This is a genomic window from Pseudomonas sp. SBT1-2, from assembly GCF_028640875.1.
Lineage (GTDB): Bacteria > Pseudomonadota > Gammaproteobacteria > Pseudomonadales > Pseudomonadaceae > Aquipseudomonas > Aquipseudomonas chlororaphis_I.
Genome location: NZ_JAQZAA010000063.1, coordinates 192,516 through 210,257, shown reverse-complemented (window position 1 = coordinate 210,257; position 17,742 = coordinate 192,516). Strand labels below are relative to the sequence as shown.

16 protein-coding genes are annotated in these 17,742 nt (G+C 62.7%); 6 read left to right on the top strand and 10 right to left on the bottom strand.

Annotated features, from left to right (window positions below):
* Positions 1 to 53: 53 nt before the first annotated feature.
* Together PVZ78_RS09745 and ttcA are read right to left on the bottom strand one after the other, a co-directional pair.
* A complete protein-coding gene (locus PVZ78_RS09745; RefSeq protein WP_009050287.1) occupies positions 54 to 725 on the bottom strand; it encodes a DNA-3-methyladenine glycosylase I in 672 nt (223 codons plus the stop codon).
* Positions 726 to 801: 76 nt separating this feature from the next.
* Entirely contained in the window at positions 802 to 1,626 is an 825-nt protein-coding gene (ttcA, locus tag PVZ78_RS09740) for a tRNA 2-thiocytidine(32) synthetase TtcA (RefSeq protein WP_009050288.1), read from the bottom strand.
* A 279-nt stretch (positions 1,627 to 1,905) separates the two neighbouring features.
* Here ttcA and PVZ78_RS09735 point away from each other — a divergent pair, with 279 nt between their 5' ends.
* Both PVZ78_RS09735 and PVZ78_RS09730 read left to right on the top strand, forming a co-directional pair.
* Complete coding sequence (locus PVZ78_RS09735; RefSeq protein ID WP_009050289.1) at positions 1,906 to 2,508, top strand: Yip1 family protein; 603 nt, start codon at positions 1,906 to 1,908, stop codon at positions 2,506 to 2,508.
* Between the two features lie 144 nt (positions 2,509 to 2,652).
* Entirely contained in the window at positions 2,653 to 3,144 is a 492-nt protein-coding gene (locus tag PVZ78_RS09730; protein ID WP_007931787.1) for a SprT family zinc-dependent metalloprotease, read from the top strand.
* Between the two features lie 8 nt (positions 3,145 to 3,152).
* Here PVZ78_RS09730 and PVZ78_RS09725 read toward each other — a convergent pair whose 3' ends face one another.
* Together PVZ78_RS09725 and PVZ78_RS09720 are read right to left on the bottom strand one after the other, a co-directional pair.
* A complete protein-coding gene (locus PVZ78_RS09725; protein WP_273828610.1) occupies positions 3,153 to 4,334 on the bottom strand; it encodes a CaiB/BaiF CoA transferase family protein in 1,182 nt (393 codons plus the stop codon).
* Between the two features lie 151 nt (positions 4,335 to 4,485).
* On the bottom strand, positions 4,486 to 5,820 hold the full coding sequence (locus PVZ78_RS09720) for a dicarboxylate/amino acid:cation symporter (RefSeq protein ID WP_009050291.1): 1,335 nt from the start codon (positions 5,818 to 5,820) through the stop codon (positions 4,486 to 4,488).
* Positions 5,821 to 6,166: 346 nt separating this feature from the next.
* Here PVZ78_RS09720 and PVZ78_RS09715 point away from each other — a divergent pair, with 346 nt between their 5' ends.
* A complete protein-coding gene (locus tag PVZ78_RS09715) occupies positions 6,167 to 7,165 on the top strand; it encodes an AraC family transcriptional regulator (RefSeq protein ID WP_009050292.1) in 999 nt (332 codons plus the stop codon).
* Positions 7,166 to 7,174: 9 nt separating this feature from the next.
* On the opposite strand, the gene PVZ78_RS09710 is transcribed toward PVZ78_RS09715, so the two are convergent.
* The 3 genes from PVZ78_RS09710 to PVZ78_RS09700 form a co-directional block, all read right to left on the bottom strand.
* Entirely contained in the window at positions 7,175 to 8,521 is a 1,347-nt protein-coding gene (locus PVZ78_RS09710; protein ID WP_016702515.1) for an ATP-binding protein, read from the bottom strand.
* Positions 8,518 to 9,195 carry a response regulator gene (locus tag PVZ78_RS09705; protein WP_007931776.1) on the bottom strand — a complete coding sequence of 226 codons (678 nt, stop codon included), beginning with the start codon at positions 9,193 to 9,195 and terminating at the stop codon, positions 8,518 to 8,520. The genes PVZ78_RS09710 and PVZ78_RS09705 overlap by 4 nt, the downstream gene beginning before the upstream one ends.
* A 118-nt stretch (positions 9,196 to 9,313) precedes the next feature.
* Positions 9,314 to 9,916 carry a hypothetical protein gene (locus PVZ78_RS09700; RefSeq protein WP_007931772.1) on the bottom strand — a complete coding sequence of 201 codons (603 nt, stop codon included), beginning with the start codon at positions 9,914 to 9,916 and terminating at the stop codon, positions 9,314 to 9,316.
* A 144-nt stretch (positions 9,917 to 10,060) separates the two neighbouring features.
* On the opposite strand from PVZ78_RS09700, the gene PVZ78_RS09695 reads away from it, so the two are divergent.
* Positions 10,061 to 10,852 (top strand): dienelactone hydrolase family protein, encoded by a 792-nt coding sequence (locus PVZ78_RS09695; protein ID WP_053269718.1) that lies wholly within the window; start codon positions 10,061 to 10,063, stop codon positions 10,850 to 10,852.
* A gap of 104 nt (positions 10,853 to 10,956) precedes the next feature.
* Entirely contained in the window at positions 10,957 to 11,682 is a 726-nt protein-coding gene (locus PVZ78_RS09690; protein WP_038634305.1) for a 4'-phosphopantetheinyl transferase family protein, read from the top strand.
* A gap of 27 nt (positions 11,683 to 11,709) precedes the next feature.
* Here the strand turns inward: PVZ78_RS09690 and PVZ78_RS09685 are convergent, their stop codons facing one another.
* The 3 genes from PVZ78_RS09685 to PVZ78_RS09675 all read right to left on the bottom strand — a co-directional run bounded on the left by PVZ78_RS09685 (position 11,710) and on the right by PVZ78_RS09675 (position 14,574).
* The gene (locus PVZ78_RS09685; protein WP_009050296.1) at positions 11,710 to 13,320 is read right to left on the bottom strand and encodes an ATP-binding protein; all 1,611 of its coding nucleotides are present in this window, start codon (positions 13,318 to 13,320) and stop codon (positions 11,710 to 11,712) included.
* Positions 13,317 to 14,042, bottom strand: a complete 726-nt coding sequence (locus PVZ78_RS09680) for a winged helix-turn-helix domain-containing protein (RefSeq protein WP_016702519.1) — start codon at positions 14,040 to 14,042, stop codon at positions 13,317 to 13,319. The genes PVZ78_RS09685 and PVZ78_RS09680 overlap by 4 nt, the downstream gene beginning before the upstream one ends.
* 364 nt (positions 14,043 to 14,406) lie before the next feature.
* Positions 14,407 to 14,574 carry a hypothetical protein gene (locus PVZ78_RS09675; protein WP_155290718.1) on the bottom strand — a complete coding sequence of 56 codons (168 nt, stop codon included), beginning with the start codon at positions 14,572 to 14,574 and terminating at the stop codon, positions 14,407 to 14,409.
* Positions 14,575 to 14,773: 199 nt separating this feature from the next.
* Here PVZ78_RS09675 and PVZ78_RS09670 point away from each other — a divergent pair, with 199 nt between their 5' ends.
* Positions 14,774 to 17,665 carry a ribonucleoside-diphosphate reductase subunit alpha gene (locus PVZ78_RS09670; protein WP_273828609.1) on the top strand — a complete coding sequence of 964 codons (2,892 nt, stop codon included), beginning with the start codon at positions 14,774 to 14,776 and terminating at the stop codon, positions 17,663 to 17,665.
* Positions 17,666 to 17,742: the final 77 nt, after the last annotated feature.

Sequence of the window (17,742 nt, the reverse complement as noted above, 5' to 3'; positions counted from 1 at the left end):
GCGTGCGGTTTTCTGTAGGAGCGAGGCTTGCCCGCGATGAGATCAACCCCGAATCAGTGGTTGACCGTATAGGCCAACATCATCGAGATCTGGCACAGCGGCCGGCCACTTTCGGCGTGCCACTGGTTGAAGGCGCCCTGCACAGTGGCCAGGTCCTTGAGGCTGCTGGGTACCTTGTCGATGATCTGCTGCGCATTCAGCGCCGCCACCACGTCATAGGTCGGCACGAAGGTGTCCTTGCCGACCATCCGCAGAAAGCGCGGGGCCGACAGGCCGCCCAACTGGTGACCGTGCTTGGCCAGGTACTTCCACAGGCCGACGATGTCGGTCACCGGCCAGTCGGCGATCAAGGCGCCGAAGCTGCCCTTCTCCTTTTCCACGTCGAGCACCATCTGCGCGTTGCGCGGCACGCTCTTGAGCTTGCCCAGGTGGCGAATGATCCGCGTGTCCTGCATCAGCCGCTCGAGGTGCTCGGCGCCCATCAGCACCACTTTCTCCGGGTCGAAACCAAAGAACACTTCTTCGAAAGCCGGCCACTTGGCGTCCACCAGGCTGTGCTTCAAGCCGGCGCGAAACACCCGCAGGGCCAGGGTCGAGAGATAACGGTCATCGCTGATCTTGCGCAATTGCGCCGGGGTTTTCGGCACCGGCAGATGGGCTTCCAGCTCGGCCGCCGAACCGAAACGGTTCAGACAGTATTCGTGCAGCCACTTGTAATCGCGCATGCCCTCTCCTAATGACGATAAAGAAACGGCGCTCAGAGGAGCGCCGTGATTCCACGATACAGAGCCGCGAAACGACTCAGAGGTTCACCACATTGACGAAACGCGAGGCCGCGGTTTCATCGATCTTCAGGCTGGTGAAGTCGAACAGGTTACGGTCCGCCAGCTGCGACGGCACCACGTTCTGCAGGCCGCGGAAAATGCTTTCGGTACGGCCCGGGGTCTTGCGTTCCCATTCCTGGAGCATTTCCTTGACCACCTGGCGCTGCAGGTTTTCCTGGGAGCCGCAGAGGTTGCACGGGATGATCGGGAACTGCTTGAGGTCGGAATAGGCCTGGATGTCCTTCTCGCTGCAATAGGCCAGCGGGCGGATTACCACGTTGCGCCCGTCGTCGGCCCGCAGCTTGGGCGGCATGGCCTTGAGCGAGCCGTTGTAGAACATGTTGAGGAAGAAGGTCTCGACGATGTCGTCGCGATGGTGACCCAGGGCCATCTTGGTCGCGCCGATCTCATCGGCGAAGGTGTACAGGGTGCCGCGACGCAGGCGCGAGCACAGCGAGCAGGTGGTCTTGCCTTCCGGGATCAGTTCCTTGACCACCGAGTAGGTGTCCTTCTCGACGATGTGGTACTCCACACCCAGTGTCTCGAGGTAGGCCGGCAGCACGTGCTCGGGGAACCCGGGCTGCTTCTGGTCCATGTTCACGGCGACGATCTCGAACTTGATCGGTGCAACCTTCTGCAGGTGCATCAGCACGTCGAGCATGGTGTAGCTGTCCTTGCCGCCGGACAGGCAGACCATGACCTTGTCGCCGTCTTCGATCATGTTGAAGTCGGCGACCGCTTCCCCGGCCTGGCGGCGCAAGCGTTTCTGCAGTTTGTTCTGGTTGACCGTAAGAGTGCCCATGGCGCTTGAAATCCGCGGTGTGTGACGAAAAGCCGGTCATTTTACGCAAAAACCGCGCGCGGGCGAAGCGCCGGGCGCCAGTCGACCGATCAAATCACCGAATGCGATTACCAGCTGCGTCGACAGCGCGATTTGCTCTAACGCCTGCGCCTTTTGCAAGGCAGTCCTTTCTATACTGCGACATAAGGTCGCACACATATTCAGACCTTTACTTACTTGGCCACTGGCCCGTAGGCGCTCCGTTGGGGGGCGATGGCAATAACAAAGGAGTGACTGACTATGATTCATCATGTCGTGGGACTCTTCACCCACCCTGATCAGGAATGGCGAGAAATACGTGGCGACGAAGAGGAAAGCATCAGCCACATGTACCTCACCCACACGCTGATTCTCGCGGCGATTCCAGCGATTTCGGCCTTTATCGGCACCACCCAGGTCGGTTGGGTCATTGGTAATCGAGCGCCGGTCATGCTGACCATGGAAAGCGCGCTGTGGATGACCATCATGTCGTACCTGGCGATGCTCGGCGGGGTCGCGGTCATGGGCGCCTTCGTCCACTGGATGGCCCGCACCTACGACGCCAGCCCGAGCCTTGCACGCTGCATCGCATTTGCCACCTACACGGCGACGCCGCTGTTCATCGGCGGCCTGGCGGCGCTGTATCCGCACATGTGGCTCGGCATGATCGTCGGCACGGCCGCCATCAGTTACACCGTTTACCTGCTGTATGTCGGGTTGCCGACCTTCATGAACATTCCATCGGACGAAGGTTTCCTGTTCTCAAGCTCCGTACTGGCCGTTGGGCTGGTGGTGCTGGTCGCGATCATGGCGTTCACCGTGATCGTCTGGGGTCTTGGCGTCGGCCCCGTTTACACCAACTGACGCTGCTCAAAAAACAAACACAATCTGCCAACACAGGCCGCCGCAAGGCGGCCTTCTAATCTGCGCAACGACCATTCGGCGCCTGGACGATTCGGAATGCATCAGCTTTGCGGCATACTCACCCGCTCTGGAGAGCCGTTAAGCATGCCCGAGCAACTCAATACCCGCGTCGAAGACTGTTTCCAACTCGCTGAATCCTTTTTCAAACGACCTTTCAAACGCCCGGTGGTCAGCCTCAAATTGCGCGGCCAGAAAGCCGGTGTCGCCCACCTGCACGAGAACCTGCTGCGCTTCAACCCGCAGCTGTACCGGGAAAACACCGAAGACTTCCTCAAGCAGACCGTGGCCCATGAAGTCGCGCACCTGATCGCCCACCAACTGTTCGGCGAGCGCATCCAGCCCCACGGCGAAGAATGGCAACTGATCATGCGCGGGGTGTACGAACTGCCGCCCAATCGCTGCCACACCTACGAGATCCAGCGTCGCAGCGTGACGCGCTACATCTATCGCTGCCCCTGCGACAACGATTTCCCGTTTTCCGCCCAGCGCCACCGCCTGGTCGCCCAGGGCCGGCGTTATCTGTGCCGGCGTTGCCGGCACACCCTGGTGTTCAGCGGCGAGATGCGGGTGGAGTGAACCCGGCCCTACAGGATGACCCGGCCCTGGCGTAGCTCAGCGATGCGCTGCGTGCTGTAACCCAGCTCGGTCAGCACCTGGTCGCTATGCGCCCCCAGCACCGCCCCGATATGCCGCGGCTCCGGCAGCCCCTGGGAAAACTTCAACGGACAGGCCATCTGCGCCTGGTAACTGCCATCGCCACGCGGCACCTGGCTGACCAGCTGTCGCGCCTGCAACTGCGGATGCGCCACCGCCTCCGCCAGGCCCAGCACCGGTTCGACACAGGCATCGACCGCGGCAAACAATTCGCAGAGCTCGGCAAAATCGTGTTTCTCGAACTCGACCTGCAAGGCCTGCTTGAGCGCCTGTTGTTGCTCCGGCTGCGGTGACAGCCCCTGGGCCGCCAGTTCCGGACGCCCCAAGGCCCTGCACAATGCCTGCATGAACGGCGGCTCCAGGCTGCCCACCGACAGCCAGCGACCATCCCGACTGCGGTAATAGTCATAGAAACTGCCGCCGTTGAGCACCTGCTGCTCCGCCGCGGGCTCGATCCCGCATGCCAGGTAGCCGGCCCCGGCCATGGCATTCAGGCTGAACACACAATCGGTCATGCTCACGTCCAGGTGCTGCCCCAGGCCGCTGTGCTGGCGGGCAATCACTGCCGCCAGCAGGCCGATGACCCCATGCAGCGAACCTCCGGCGATGTCCGCCGCCTGGATGCCCAGGGGCAGCGGTCCACTGTCCTTGCGCCCGGTGTAGCTGGCCAGGCCCGCCAGGGCCAGGTAATTGATGTCGTGGCCGGCGCGCTCCCGATACGGGCCAGTCTGGCCGTAACCGGTGATCGAGACATAGATCAGCTTCGGGTTGAGCGCCTTCAACGCCTCGTAGCCCAGCCCCAGGCGCTCCATCACCCCGGGGCGGAACTGCTCCAGCACGATGTCGTACTCCAGCACCAGTTGGCGGATCACCTCCAGCGCCTCGGGCTGCTTGAGGTCCAGCGCCAGGCTGCGTTTATTGCGATTGAGGTAGGCATGGCTGGCGGAGACGCCCTGATCGTGGGGCGGCAGCACCCGCAGCAGGTCCATGCGGGTCGGCGATTCGATGCGCAGCACCTCGGCGCCCATGTCCGCCAGCAGCAAGGAGGCGAACGGCCCCGGCAGCAGCGTGGAGAAATCCAGTACCTTGAGTGACGCCAGTGGCCCTTGCATGAACACTCTCCCTTGCCGATTGATTGCCCACAGAGTAGGCAGCGCCTCAAGGCCCGGCAATCACCGCAAGCGCCACCCGGGCTGACCGTTGCGCTCAAACGCCGGGCATGAAAAAACCCGCCGGAGCGGGTTTTTCATCAACGCGGTGAAGTTACTTCACGGTCGTCGGGGTCGGGCCTTCGGCAACGCCCAGGTCGTCTTCTTCGCGGGTGTCGCTGATAGCACGGCCACCGGAAGCCAGCTCGGCCTGCAGCTGATCTTCGTCCAGCTCCTTGACCCACTTGGCGACCACTACGGTGGCTACCGCGTTACCCACCAGGTTGGTCAGCGCACGGGCTTCGGACATGAAGCGGTCGATACCCAGGATCAGCGCCAGGCCGGCCACCGGCAGGTGACCCACGGCCGACAGGGTTGCCGCCAGCACGATGAAGCCGCTACCGGTCACGCCCGCAGCACCTTTGGAGGACAGCAGCAGCACCAGCAGCAGGGTGATCTGGTGAGTGATGTCCATGTGGGTGTCGGTCGCCTGGGCGATGAACACGGCCGCCATGGTCAGGTAGATCGAGGTACCGTCGAGGTTGAAGGAGTAACCGGTCGGGATCACCAGACCCACTACCGATTTCTTCGCGCCCAGGCGTTCCATCTTGATCAACATGCGTGGCAGGGCCGATTCCGACGAGGAAGTACCCAGTACGATCAGCAGCTCTTCACGGATGTAGCGGATCAGCTTCAGCACGCTGAAACCGTGGGCGCGGCAGATGGCGCCCAGCACCACCAGCACGAACAGCACGCAGGTGATGTAGAAGCAGATCATCAGCTGGCCCAGCTGCACCAGCGAACCCACGCCGTAGGCGCCGATGGTGAAGGCCATGGCACCCAGCGCACCAATCGGCGCGAGCTTCATGATCATGTTGATGATGTTGAACATCACGTGGGCGAAGCGATCGATGAAGTCCAGCACCGGCTTGCCGTAGGCACCCAGGCGGTGCAGGGCGAAACCGAAGATCACCGAGAACATCAGCACTTGCAGGATATCGCCGTTGGCGAAGGCGCCGACGATGGTGTTCGGAATGACGTTGAGGATGAAGCCGACGATGCTCTGGTCCTTGCCGGCGGTGACGTAGGCCGCCACTTTCGAGGCATCCAGGGTGGACACATCGATGTGCATGCCGTTGCCCGGCTGCACGACGTTGACCACGACCAGGCCGATCAGCAGGGCGATGGTCGAAACGATTTCGAAGTACAGCAGCGCGTAGCCACCGGTCTTGCCCACCGATTTCATGTTCTGCATGCCAGCGATACCACTGACGACGGTACAGAAGATGATGGGCGCGATGACCATCTTGATCAGTTTGATGAACCCGTCACCCAGGGGCTTGAGGGCCACACCGGTCTGCGGGTAGAAGTGACCGAGCAGGATGCCGATGGCGATGGCAACGATCACCTGGAAATACAGGGATTTGTACAGTGGCTGACGAGTCGTCATTGCAAAGTTCCTCAAGAGCACCGTTGCACACCATCCATCGATGCACACGACGCCTAAAGTGCGAACCCTCCTGCACTGGAGGGATTTGTTGTGTAGAGCTGCGGGGAACACCTTTCGCTGCTCCCTTCTCCTCGCTCGCTATCGCAAAGCCCGTGCCAGCTTGCCCAAAAAACCTGAAGGCCTTTGGACATCAGGGTTTGCTCTCGCCCTTCGCGCTCCTCGCCCCACACGAAGTGGCGGATTTCCGCCCATCATCCGGCCCTCGTCCTACAATTTGGCGGATATCCGCCTTGTCCGGTCGCTGGCGGCTGTTAACATCCGCCACTTAATGGACGGATCAACCTTCATGCGCGAACGCACTATCGCCAGTCATTTCGCCCGCGCCGCCCTGGGCGGGGCCCGCCGACGGGGCTACGACTATTCGGAGTTGCTGCAGACCCTGGGCATCAGCCTCGAATTGCTGAACGAACCCAAGGCCCGTATCGCCCCCGAGCAGTTCGCCAGCCTGCTGCAACAGCTCTGGCAAGTCCTCGATGACGAGTACCTGGGGTTCGGCGACGGCCCGAGCAAGCGCGGCACCTTCGCCATGATGTGCCACGCCCTGATCCACTGCAGCAACCTGGAGAAGGCCCTGCAGCGCGGCCTGCTGTTTTATAGCCTGTTCCCCCAGGCGCCGCGGCTGAGCCTGACGCGCGAAGGGGAAATGACCCGCCTGAGCCTGGACGACGCTGGGCTGTGGGACCCGGACCACTTTCTCAGCGAGAGCCTGCTGGTGATCTGGCATCGCCTCGGCAGTTGGCTGATCGGCCAGCGCATCCGCCTCGAACAGGCCTGTTTCAGCTACCCGAAACCCGAGCATGGCAACGAGTACGACCTGCTGTTCCCCTGCCCCCTGGTGTTTTCCCGCGACTGCAGCAGCCTGTTGTTCCACAGCCGCTACCTGAGCATGCCGCTGCTGCAGGACGAACGAACCCTCAAGCACTTTCTCGAGCGCTCCCCCGCCGACCTGCTGGCCCGCCCGGATGACGGCGACAGCCTGAGCAGCCAGCTGCGCCGCCTGCTCAGCCGCGACAGCAACCATTGGCCAGACCTGGAAAGCATCGCCCAGCACCTGCACATCAGCCCGCAGACTCTGCGCCGGCATTTGCGCGAAGAAGGCACGAGCTTTCAGGAATTGAAGGATCAGTTGCGGCGCGATATCGCCATCTACCATCTGCGTCGGGCCGACCTGTCATTGCAACAGATCGCCGAGCAGACCGGCTTTTCCGAGCCCTCGGCCTTTCACCGCGCGTTCAAGAAGTGGACCGGGCTGACGCCGGGCGCCTACCGCGCCCAGGAAACCTGAGCGCGCCGCTCAGATCGCCGGGAAGTGAATGCGGAACGCCGCCCCGCCCAGGGCGGAATCGCCAAGGGTCAGCTGCGCGCCGTAGCTGTCGATGATGTCCTTGACCACCGCCAGGCCGATCCCCTGCCCCGGATGCTGGCGATCCAGCCGTTCACCACGCTGGAGAATCCGCGCCCGCTGGTCCGGCGGCACACCGGGCCCGTCGTCCTCGACACACAACTGCGCGCCGTGGAGGTCTTGGCGGACACTGATGCGCACTTCGCTCAGGCACAGGCGGTAGGCGTTCTCCAGCAGGTTGCCCAGCAGCTCGAGCAAGGCCCCATGCTCGATCGGCACATAGCAACGCTCCGGCAGATCAAACGATACCCGCACCTGTTTGTCGCGATAGACCTTGTCCAGGGTGTCGCACAGGCTTTTCAGCACCGGACGCAGACGCACCTGATGACGCACCAGGCCGCTCTTGCGCAGGCTGGCCCGCTGCAACTGGTAGCTGATCTGCTGGCTCATGCGTTCGATCTGAGTCTGCAGCACCCAGGCCTGTTCGCGATCCTGGGGGCGCAGGGCCATGTCCTCGCTGACCCCTTGCAACACCGTCAGCGGGGTTTTCAGGCTGTGGGCCAGGTCGTCCAGGGAATCGCGATAACGGCTGCGCTGCTCGCGCTCGCTGTGCAACAGGCGGTTCAACGAGCCGGTCAGGCGCAACAGCTCGCGCGGATGTTCTTCGCTGAGGCTTTCCCGGGTGCCGCTTTCGATTTCGTCCAGTTCCTGGCTCAGCCGGCGCAAGGCCTGCAGGCCCCAGGTCAGGCCAAGCCAGAGCAGCGCCAGGAGCACCAGCAACGCGGCGCCGAAACCGAGGTAGAGGTTTTCCCGCACGCCCTCCAGGGTCAACTGGTACTCACGTACCGGCTGCAGGGCGACGATGCTGAACGCCGCGCTTTTACCACCGAGCAGCTTGACCTCGACGTCGTAGACGAAAAACTCCTGGCCGTTGACTTCGCGGATGCGCGCGAACTCATTACCGCGGCCGTCATAACGCGGCTTGTAGTTGATGTTCTCTTCCTGGGTCGCCTTGGAGCGCCAGACCAGCCGCCCCTCCCGGTCATAGATGTAGCCCAGGAGACGGCTGTCGGTCAGGTTGAAGCGCTCGTCCGGCAGTTGCGCCGGCATTTGCAGGTGATTGTTCTCGACCCGGGCCGCCGAGATCAGCGTGGTCACGTCGGAGGCCAGGCGCTGCTCGATGGAATCCTGCAGCGCCAGGCTGAACGCGCCTTGCATGGCCGGCAACAACGCCAGCATGAACAGCACCGCCAGCGTCGTGGCCGCCAGCATCAGGCGCAGGCGTAACGATCGAATCATCGGCAGCGCTCGTTGAACAGATAACCCAGGCCACGCACGGTATCGATGGGCTTGAAGCCCGAAGGGCCTTCCAGCTTGCGCCGCAGGCGGCCGACCAGCACCTCGATCACGTTCGGATCGCGCTCGTCATCGTCCGGGTACAGCTGCTCCATCAAGCGGTCCTTGGCCACCACCTGCTGATGGTGGCGCATGAGGTACTCGAGAATCCGGTATTCGTAGGCGGTCAGCGCCAGCGGCTGTTCGTCGAGCGAGGCCTGCTTGCGATTCAGGTCGAGCAGCAGCGGGCCGGCGATGATGGTCGACTGGGTGAACCCGCTGGAGCGGCGCAGCAGGGCATTCAGGCGCGCGTCCAGCTCCTCGAACTGGAAGGGCTTGACCACATAGTCGTCGGCACCGGCGGCCAGCCCTTCGACCTTGTCCTGCCAGTTGCCACGAGCCGTCAGGATCAGGATCGGAAATGCCTTGCCCCGCGAGCGCAGCTGGCGGATCAGGTCCAGCCCTCCCATGCCCGGCAGGCCCAGGTCGATCACCGCCAGATCATGGTTGAACTGCTCGGTCTGATACAGCGCCTCCTCGGCATTGGCCACGGACTCGACCACATGGCCGCTGTCCGTGAGGCGGGTTTGCAAGTGATGGCGCAGCAGCGCCTCATCTTCAACGACGAGCAGTTTCATGCAGCTCTCCCAGGCAAAATTCGACATCTCCAAGGGCGCTCAGGCGCCCTGATCGTATATATGGCAACGCCGGATCCTACCTTGGCAGATCCGGCGCGGTCAGAACCAGGACGGTATTTTAGAAAGCGTAGTTGGCCGACAGGTACGTCTGGGCGCTGCTGGTCAGGCTCAGCGAACCCTGCTTGCTGCCACTGCGCTCGCTCATCTCGGTGCTGGCATTGCTGCGCAGGTAACGGTAACCCAGTTCGACCGAAGTGTTCTGTGAAACCTGCTGCAGGACACCGGCCTGCACGCCGACGGCGTAACCGATATCGCTGTCGCGGCTGAAGCCTGGGGAATCCTGGGTCAGCTTGGTCAGGCCCGCGGTGCCGCCGCCGAACAGCTTGGTGCTGCTGGTCACTGGCAGGAACACATCGTAGCTGCCGAGCAGGTTTTCCTGGCGCAGTTTAATGCCATTGTGGGAACCGGAGACATTGTCGTAGGTGGCGTAGTAGCGGTGCTGGTCATTCTGCTGACCCAGGCGCACGCCCCAGGTGTTGTCCTTGCCGATCACACCGTCGGCGTTCGGGTTGTTCAGGTTGCTGTTGAGCAGGCTGGACTTCTTCACCTTGTCGCTGGTCTGGCCGTAGGTAAGGCTGGCGAAGTTGCTGTCGGCGGCCTGGACGACAGCGCTGGCGCCGAGAACAGTGAAGGCCAGGATCATCTTCTTGAAAGTAGTCATGGGGGTATTTCCTCATTCGCTATGTGTTTTTGGGTACGGGGCCAGACTACCGACCCCGCCCTGAACTCCCCCTGAACACACTCTGAACCTCGGCTGAATCAAATCGACTAGGCTGTCTGGCAGTCTTTTAAAGGAGAACGGACTATGCGCGCGCTTTTTGCTTGCTTGTTGTTGACCTTCTGCGCAATGAGCCAGGCGGCCATCAAGACCCAGGAAATCCCCTACCAGAGCCCCGACGGTACCCGGCTCATCGGCTACTACGCCTATGACGACGCGCTGAAAGGGCCACGCCCAGGGGTAGTGGTGGTGCATGAATGGTGGGGCCTGAACGACTACGCCAAACGCCGGGCCCGGGACCTTGCAGCCCTGGGCTACAGCGCCCTGTCCATCGATATGTACGGCGACGGCAAGCACACCGAGCACCCGAAAGACGCCATGGCCTTCATGCAGGCCGCCTCCAAAGACAGTGCCGCCGCCAGCGCACGCTTCAAGGCCGGGCTCGACCTGCTGAAGAAACAACCGCAGACCGACCCGGACAAGCTGGCCGCGATCGGCTACTGCTTCGGCGGCAAGGTGGTGCTGGACGCGGCGCGCCAGGGCCTGCCCCTGCTCGGGGTGGTGAGCTTCCATGGCGCCCTGGTCACCAACACCCCAGCCACCCCCGGCAGCGTCAAGGCGAAGATTCTCGTTGAACACGGCGCCCTCGACAGCATGGTCACCGCCGATAACGTCAGCGCCTTCAAGGCAGAAATGGACAAGGCCGGCGCCGACTACCAGTTCGTCAACCTCGAGGGCGCCAAGCACAGCTTCAGCAATCCGGATGCCGACCGCATGAGCCACGGCGAACATGGCGGGCTGGACATCGGCTACAACAAGGCCGCCGATGAACGCTCGTGGGCGGACATGCAGGCGCTCTTCAAGAAACTGTTCAACTGATCCCGCACCGACCGCCCCGGGGGCCTCAACTCCCGGGACAGCGGCCTCAAGGCCGACGGTTGCCAGGCTACCCTCCGGCCTTACAACCCGGCAAAATGCCTGGCATGAATCTCATCCCTACCCTCCCCGCCTGCTGCACCCCACTCGACGACCAGTGGCCGCTGCCCGACGCCCTGCCGGACACCGTCCTGCTCGGCACCCATTTCGATGCCTCGCGCCTGGCCAGCGACGACTTCCAGCTCAGCGCCATCGAGCCGCCCGCGAGCATTCAACGTTCGGTGGCGAAACGGCAGGCCGAGTTTCTCGCCGGTCGCTTCTGCGCCCGCGCCGCCCTGCAACGCCTGGACGGCCTGGACTGCATTCCGCCGATCGGCGAGGACCGGGCTCCGGTCTGGCCGGCGCACATCAGTGGCTCGATCACCCACAGCACCGGGCGTGCCGCGGCGATCGTCGCGCGCAAGGAGCATTGGCGCGGGCTGGGCATGGACCTGGAGAACCTGCTCAACATTGAACGGGCGGAACGCCTGGCGGGGGAAATCCTTATCCCGGCCGAAATGCAGCGCATGGCGGCCGCCCCGCGCGAGCAACTGGCGCTCTGGGTCACCCTGACCTTTTCGGTGAAGGAAAGCCTGTTCAAGGCGCTGTACCCGATCGTCCAGCAACGCTTCTATTTCGAACACGCCGAAGTGCTGGAGTGGACAGCCAGCGGCCAGATCCGTCTGCGCCTGCTGACCGACCTGTCCAGCGAATGGCGCAGTGGCAGTGAACTGGACGCGCAATTCGCCCTGCAGGACGGGCAACTGCTGAGCCTGGTCAGCATCCGGGCTTGATGCCCGGACGAACCTGAGCGCAGGCCCTCAACCTTTATCCTGGTGCCGTGGCCAGCTCAGGCTGAAGCAGGCGCCGCCGAGGGTCTTGCTCCTGCTGATCAACGCGCGGCCGTCATGCCAGTGAATGATCCGCCGCACGATCGACAAGCCCAGGCCGTGACCGCCCGAAGCGCGGGTGCGGCTGTCATCCAGGCGCAGGAACGGGGTGAATATCCGCTCCCAGGCGCTTTCCGGAACCCCCGGGCCATCGTCCTCGACGTCGACCCGACAGCGCATCTGCCCCACCTGGTAACTGACCAGCACCTGCGACTCGGCGTGACGCATGGCGTTGCTCACCAGGTTCTGCAACGCCCGATGCAGGTAGCGCGGCTCGGCCTCGACCCAGGCGCCATCGCAATCCGCCGCGGACAGGCATGAGCCGCGCTGCACCTTGACCTGCGCACGCAACGGCGCCAGCTCGCTGATCACCTGGTTGATCAGGGCATCCAGGTCGATGCGCTGGAAGTTCAGCGCCGGCGAACCCTGCTCCAGCCGCGCATAGGTGAGCATTTCGTCCACCAGCCGGTCGAGGTCCTGGATATCGTTGTCCATGCCCTCCATGTATTTGTCCCGGGCCTGGGGCGTCGTCGCCGAGCCGATCATTTCCAGGCCGAAGCGCAGGCGCGCCACCGGTGTGCGCAACTCGTGGGAGACCGCGCGCACCAGCTCGCGCTGGATCGCCAGCAAGCGCTGCAAGTGCTCGGCCATGCCGTTGAAGGCCGCCGCCAGCCGCCCCACCGAGTCGGCGCCACCGGCCGGCACCCGGGCCTCCAGGCTGCCCTTGGCAATGCGCGTGGCCGCCGATTCCAGGCCACGCAAACGTCGCTCCAGCTGGCGCACCAATAAATAGACGATCAGGCCGATCAGGCTCAGGCCCAGCACCGCGATCAACACCAGCCACTGCGGCGGGTAGGGATTCATCTGGTACAGCGGGCCGATTTCCAGGACCCAGGGCGTGCCTACCATGCCCGCGAACACGCGGATCGAATCGCCGCCCTTGCCCAGGGCCATCACCGTATCGCCCTCGGCAACCCGGCGACGCTGGTCCTCGTCCATGTCCGCGTCGTCCTGGGTGACCAGGTGCATGTCGAAGCCAAAGCCCTTGTCCTTTTTCAACGCCGCCAGGCGCTCCGGCTGCTCGGCCACCGGAAAGCGCACCAACTCGTCGGCCAGCAGATAGATAGTCGCCCGTGCCAGTTGCTCACTGATCTGCTGCACCTCACCGGTCAGCAGCAGTTGTTCCCGCTCGCTGACCAGGCGATAGACCCGCGCCGCGTAAGGCCCGGTCTGCTCCACCAGGGCCTGGCCGCGCAGCACGCGGTTGCGCTGCCCGAGGTCGAGGCCGGTCTGGGTGAAGGTTTGCAGGGTCAGCGGAATGCCCAACAAGCGCTCCCATACCGCCAGGGCGCGGCGGCGCTCGATTTCGCTCATCGGTTGCAGATTGTCGGCCATCAGCGAAAACGTGCCGTGGGCCAGGCGCTCGCGGTATTGCTCGCTGCGCACCTGATTGAGCAGATGCAGCGCCAGCACGCCCAACAGCGCCACCAGAATCAGCGCGGCGCACATGCCGCCGTAGATGCGCAGAAATATGGAGTTCACGACGACAGGTCGGCAGCGGCTTCGGGGACGAACAGATAACCCTTGCTGCGGATGGTCTTGATCAGCCGCGGGTGTTCCGGGTCGTCGCCGATTTTCGGGCGGATCCGGGAGATGCGCACATCGATGGAACGGTCCTGGCCGTCATAGCCGATGCCGCGCAGGGCGGTGAAGATTTCCTCGCGGGACAGAATGCGCCCGGCGTTGGCCACCAGCAGCCAGAGCAGGTCGAACTCGGCGCTGGTCAACTCGATACCGGCATCGTGCAACCAGGCTTCGCGCAAGGCGCTGTCCACCACCAGCGGGCCGAATTGCAGGCGCCGGGATTTCTCCGGCGCGGCGCCGTCCACGGGTTCGCTGCGCCGCAACAGGGCCTGGATCCTGGCCAGCAACAGACGCGGACGGACCGGCTTGCACACGTAATCGTCGGCGCCGGTGTCCAGCCCCAGCACCTGGTCCATGTCGTCGGTGCGCGCGGTCAGCATCAGGATCGGCCCGTCGTAACGATCGCGGACCTTGCGGCAGATGCTCAGGCCATCCTCGCCGGGCAGCATCAGGTCGAGGATCACCAGGTCGGGTTGTTCGGCAATGATCCGCGCCGCAGCCAGGGCGCCATTGCCCTCGATGGCGACGCGCAGTCCGTTGCTCTGCAGATATTCACAGGTCAACTCGGCCAGTCGCTGATCGTCCTCGACGATCAATATCTGCCACGCTTCTTGCTCCACGGTGACCTCTGCTTGCCAGGTACGGGCTCAGGAAGAATCCGCCCGTCTTTTTGTAATGTGAAATGGATAAAACGATGCATCGAAGGCCCGATTGTAGCAACGGCAAAGGCCGTGAACACAAGGCGCTGAATGCGCTCGGTAAAGGCGTTTTTTTGTGATAGGGTTCGCGCCCGCAAAAATCCGCCCCGGGCAGTTTTGCAGGGTAAAAAACAGTGACAAACGGTAGGATCCAGCCCTGCTGCGGCCTGCGTGAGGTTTACTCGCTTCATACACAATTTACGCACAACCTTATCCACAGGCTGTACGTTGCAATCACCCCCAAAAACGCATTATCTTGTAGCTCGGCCGCAAAAAAACCCTATATCTAGGGTTTCAGGCCAAAAACCAAACACAAATCAGACAAGAAACTCAAGCGCTTTTCTTGCACTTCTTTGGTTGAACCAATCGGATTTTCAGAAGCCAAACCGCGCGTGCGGATGGCTGCGGTTTTCCAGCCCACGGCAAGGAAAACGGTACGGGTGTTGCAGTACATGACTGTCACCCACCAGGAATACGGTCACGAGCCCCAGGCTCGCGACCTATGACTTCGGCATGGAAGCGGCGCCAACAGCCCCCCTTCCTGAACTGTCCCGAAGTCGTTATGCCCGGCGTGCGCCGGTTGTAGTGCTTCAGGACGGAACGGTGGGCACCCAAAGGGTGCCCAAACAAACATAGAGAACGTGGAGACACCCATGCAAACCGACACAACTCGCGAGAACCCGCAGGCCAAAGCGCCGCAGGCTGCCGATTCCAACCTGGATCTGTCTGCCACCGCGCCTGGCCAACTGCGAGTGATCAAGCGTAACGGCACTGTCGTTCCTTACACCGATGACAAAATCACCGTCGCCATCACCAAAGCGTTTCTCGCAGTTGAAGGCGGCACCGCTGCCGCTTCGTCGCGAATCCACGACACCGTCGCTCGCCTGACCGAGCAGGTCACCGCCACCTTCAAGCGTCGCATGCCTTCGGGCGGCACCATCCACATCGAAGAGATCCAGGACCAGGTCGAACTGGCCCTGATGCGTGCCGGCGAGCAGAAAGTTGCCCGCGACTACGTGATCTACCGTGACTCGCGCGCCAAGGAGCGCGCCACCCGCACGCCAAGCGAAGAGCCGGTGCAGGCTCACCCGTCGATCCGCATCACCCGCACCGACGGCAGCTTCGCGCCTCTGGACATGGGCCGCCTGAACACCATCGTCACCGAAGCCTGCGAAGGCCTGGAAGAAGTCGACGGCGACCTGATCCAGCGCGAAACCCTGAAGAACCTTTACGACGGCGTAGCGCTCAAGGACGTCAACACCGCCCTGGTGATGACCGCGCGCACCCTGGTAGAGCGCGAGCCGAACTACTCGTTCGTGACCGCCCGCCTGCTGATGGACACCCTGCGCGCCGAAGGCCTGAGCTTCCTGGAAGTGGCCGAGAGCGCCACTCACCACGAGATGGCCGACCTGTACGCCAAGGCACTGCCGGCCTACGTCGCCAAAGGTATCGAGTTCGAACTGCTGAACCCTGTGCTGGCCGACTTCGACCTGGAAAAACTCGGCAAGGCGATCAACCACGAGCGCGACCAGCAGTTCACCTACCTGGGCCTGCAGACCCTGTACGACCGCTACTTCATCCACAAGGACGGCGTGCGTTTCGAACTGCCGCAGATCTTCTTCATGCGCGTGGCCATGGGCCTGGCGATCGAAGAGAAGCAGAGAGAAGACCGTGCCATCGAGTTCTACAACCTGCTGTCGTCCTTCGACTACATGGCTTCGACTCCGACCCTGTTCAACGCCGGTACCCTGCGTCCACAGCTGTCGAGCTGCTACCTGACCACCGTGCCGGACGACCTGTCGGGCATCTACGGCGCCATCCACGACAACGCCATGCTGTCGAAATTCGCCGGCGGCCTGGGCAACGACTGGACTCCGGTGCGTGCGCTGGGCTCCTACATCAAGGGCACCAACGGTAAATCCCAGGGCGTCGTGCCGTTCCTGAAAGTGGTCAACGACACCGCCGTAGCCGTGAACCAGGGTGGTAAGCGCAAAGGCGCTGTATGTGCCTACCTGGAAACCTGGCACATGGACATCGAAGAGTTCATCGAGCTGCGCAAGAACACCGGTGACGATCGTCGTCGTACCCACGACATGAACACCGCCAACTGGATCCCTGACCTGTTCATGAAGCGCGTCTTCGATGACGGCAAGTGGACCCTGTTCTCGCCATCGGAAGTGCCGGACCTGCACGACCTGACCGGCAAGGCCTTCGAAGAGCGCTACGAGTACTACGAAGCCCTGTGCGAATACGGCAAGATCAAGCTGTTCAAGACCATCCAGGCCAAAGACCTGTGGCGCAAGATGCTGTCCATGCTGTTCGAAACCGGCCACCCTTGGCTGACCTTCAAGGACCCGTGCAACCTGCGCAGCCCGCAGCAGCACGTGGGCGTGGTCCACAGCTCGAACCTGTGCACCGAGATCACCTTGAACACCAACAAGGACGAGATCGCCGTTTGCAACCTGGGCTCGATCAACCTGCCGAACCACATCGTCGACGGCAAGCTGGACACCGCCAAGCTGCAACGCACCGTGAACACCGCCGTGCGCATGCTCGATAACGTGATCGACATCAACTACTACTCGGTACCGCAGGCGAAGAACTCCAACTTCAAGCACCGTCCGGTCGGACTGGGCATCATGGGCTTCCAGGACGCGCTGTACCTGCAGCACATCCCTTACGGTTCCGATGCTGCCGTCGACTTCGCCGACAAGTCCATGGAAGCGGTGAGCTTCTACGCGATCCAGGCTTCCTGCGACCTGGCCGACGAGCGTGGCGCCTACGAGACGTTCCAGGGTTCGCTGTGGTCCAAAGGCATCCTGCCGCTGGATTCGCAACAGATCCTGATCGAAGCCCGTGGCCAGAAGTACATCGATGTCGACCTGAACGAAACCCTGGACTGGGCACCAGTGCGCGCCCGTGTACAGAAAGGCATTCGTAACTCCAACATCATGGCCATCGCTCCGACCGCGACCATCGCCAACATCACCGGCGTGTCGCAGTCGATCGAACCGACCTACCAGAACCTGTATGTGAAATCGAACCTGTCGGGCGAATTCACCGTGATCAACCCGTACCTGGTTCGCGACCTCAAGGCTCGCGGCCTGTGGGACTCGGTCATGATCAACGACCTGAAGTACTACGACGGTTCCGTGCAGCAGATCGAGCGCATCCCGCAAGAACTCAAGGAGCTCTACGCGACTGCCTTCGAAGTGGAAACCAAGTGGATCGTCGACGCCGCCAGCCGTCGCCAGAAGTGGATCGACCAGGCTCAGTCGCTAAACCTCTACATCGCCGGCGCTTCGGGCAAAAAGCTCGACGTGACCTACCGCATGGCCTGGTACCGTGGCCTGAAAACCACTTACTACCTCCGTGCCCTGGCCGCGACCAGCACCGAGAAGTCGACCATCAACACCGGCAAGCTGAACGCTGTTTCCAGCGGCGGCAACCACGGTGACGACTCGGTCCTGGCCGCTCCAGCCGGTCCTGCTCCAGTGCCGAAGGCTTGCGCCATCGACGAGCCGGATTGCGAAGCTTGCCAATAAGCTGAGCCGATAGGCGCCTCCCCGGCGCTTATCCGAACCCCCGACAGGCCCTGCCTGCCGGGGGTTTTCTTTTGCCT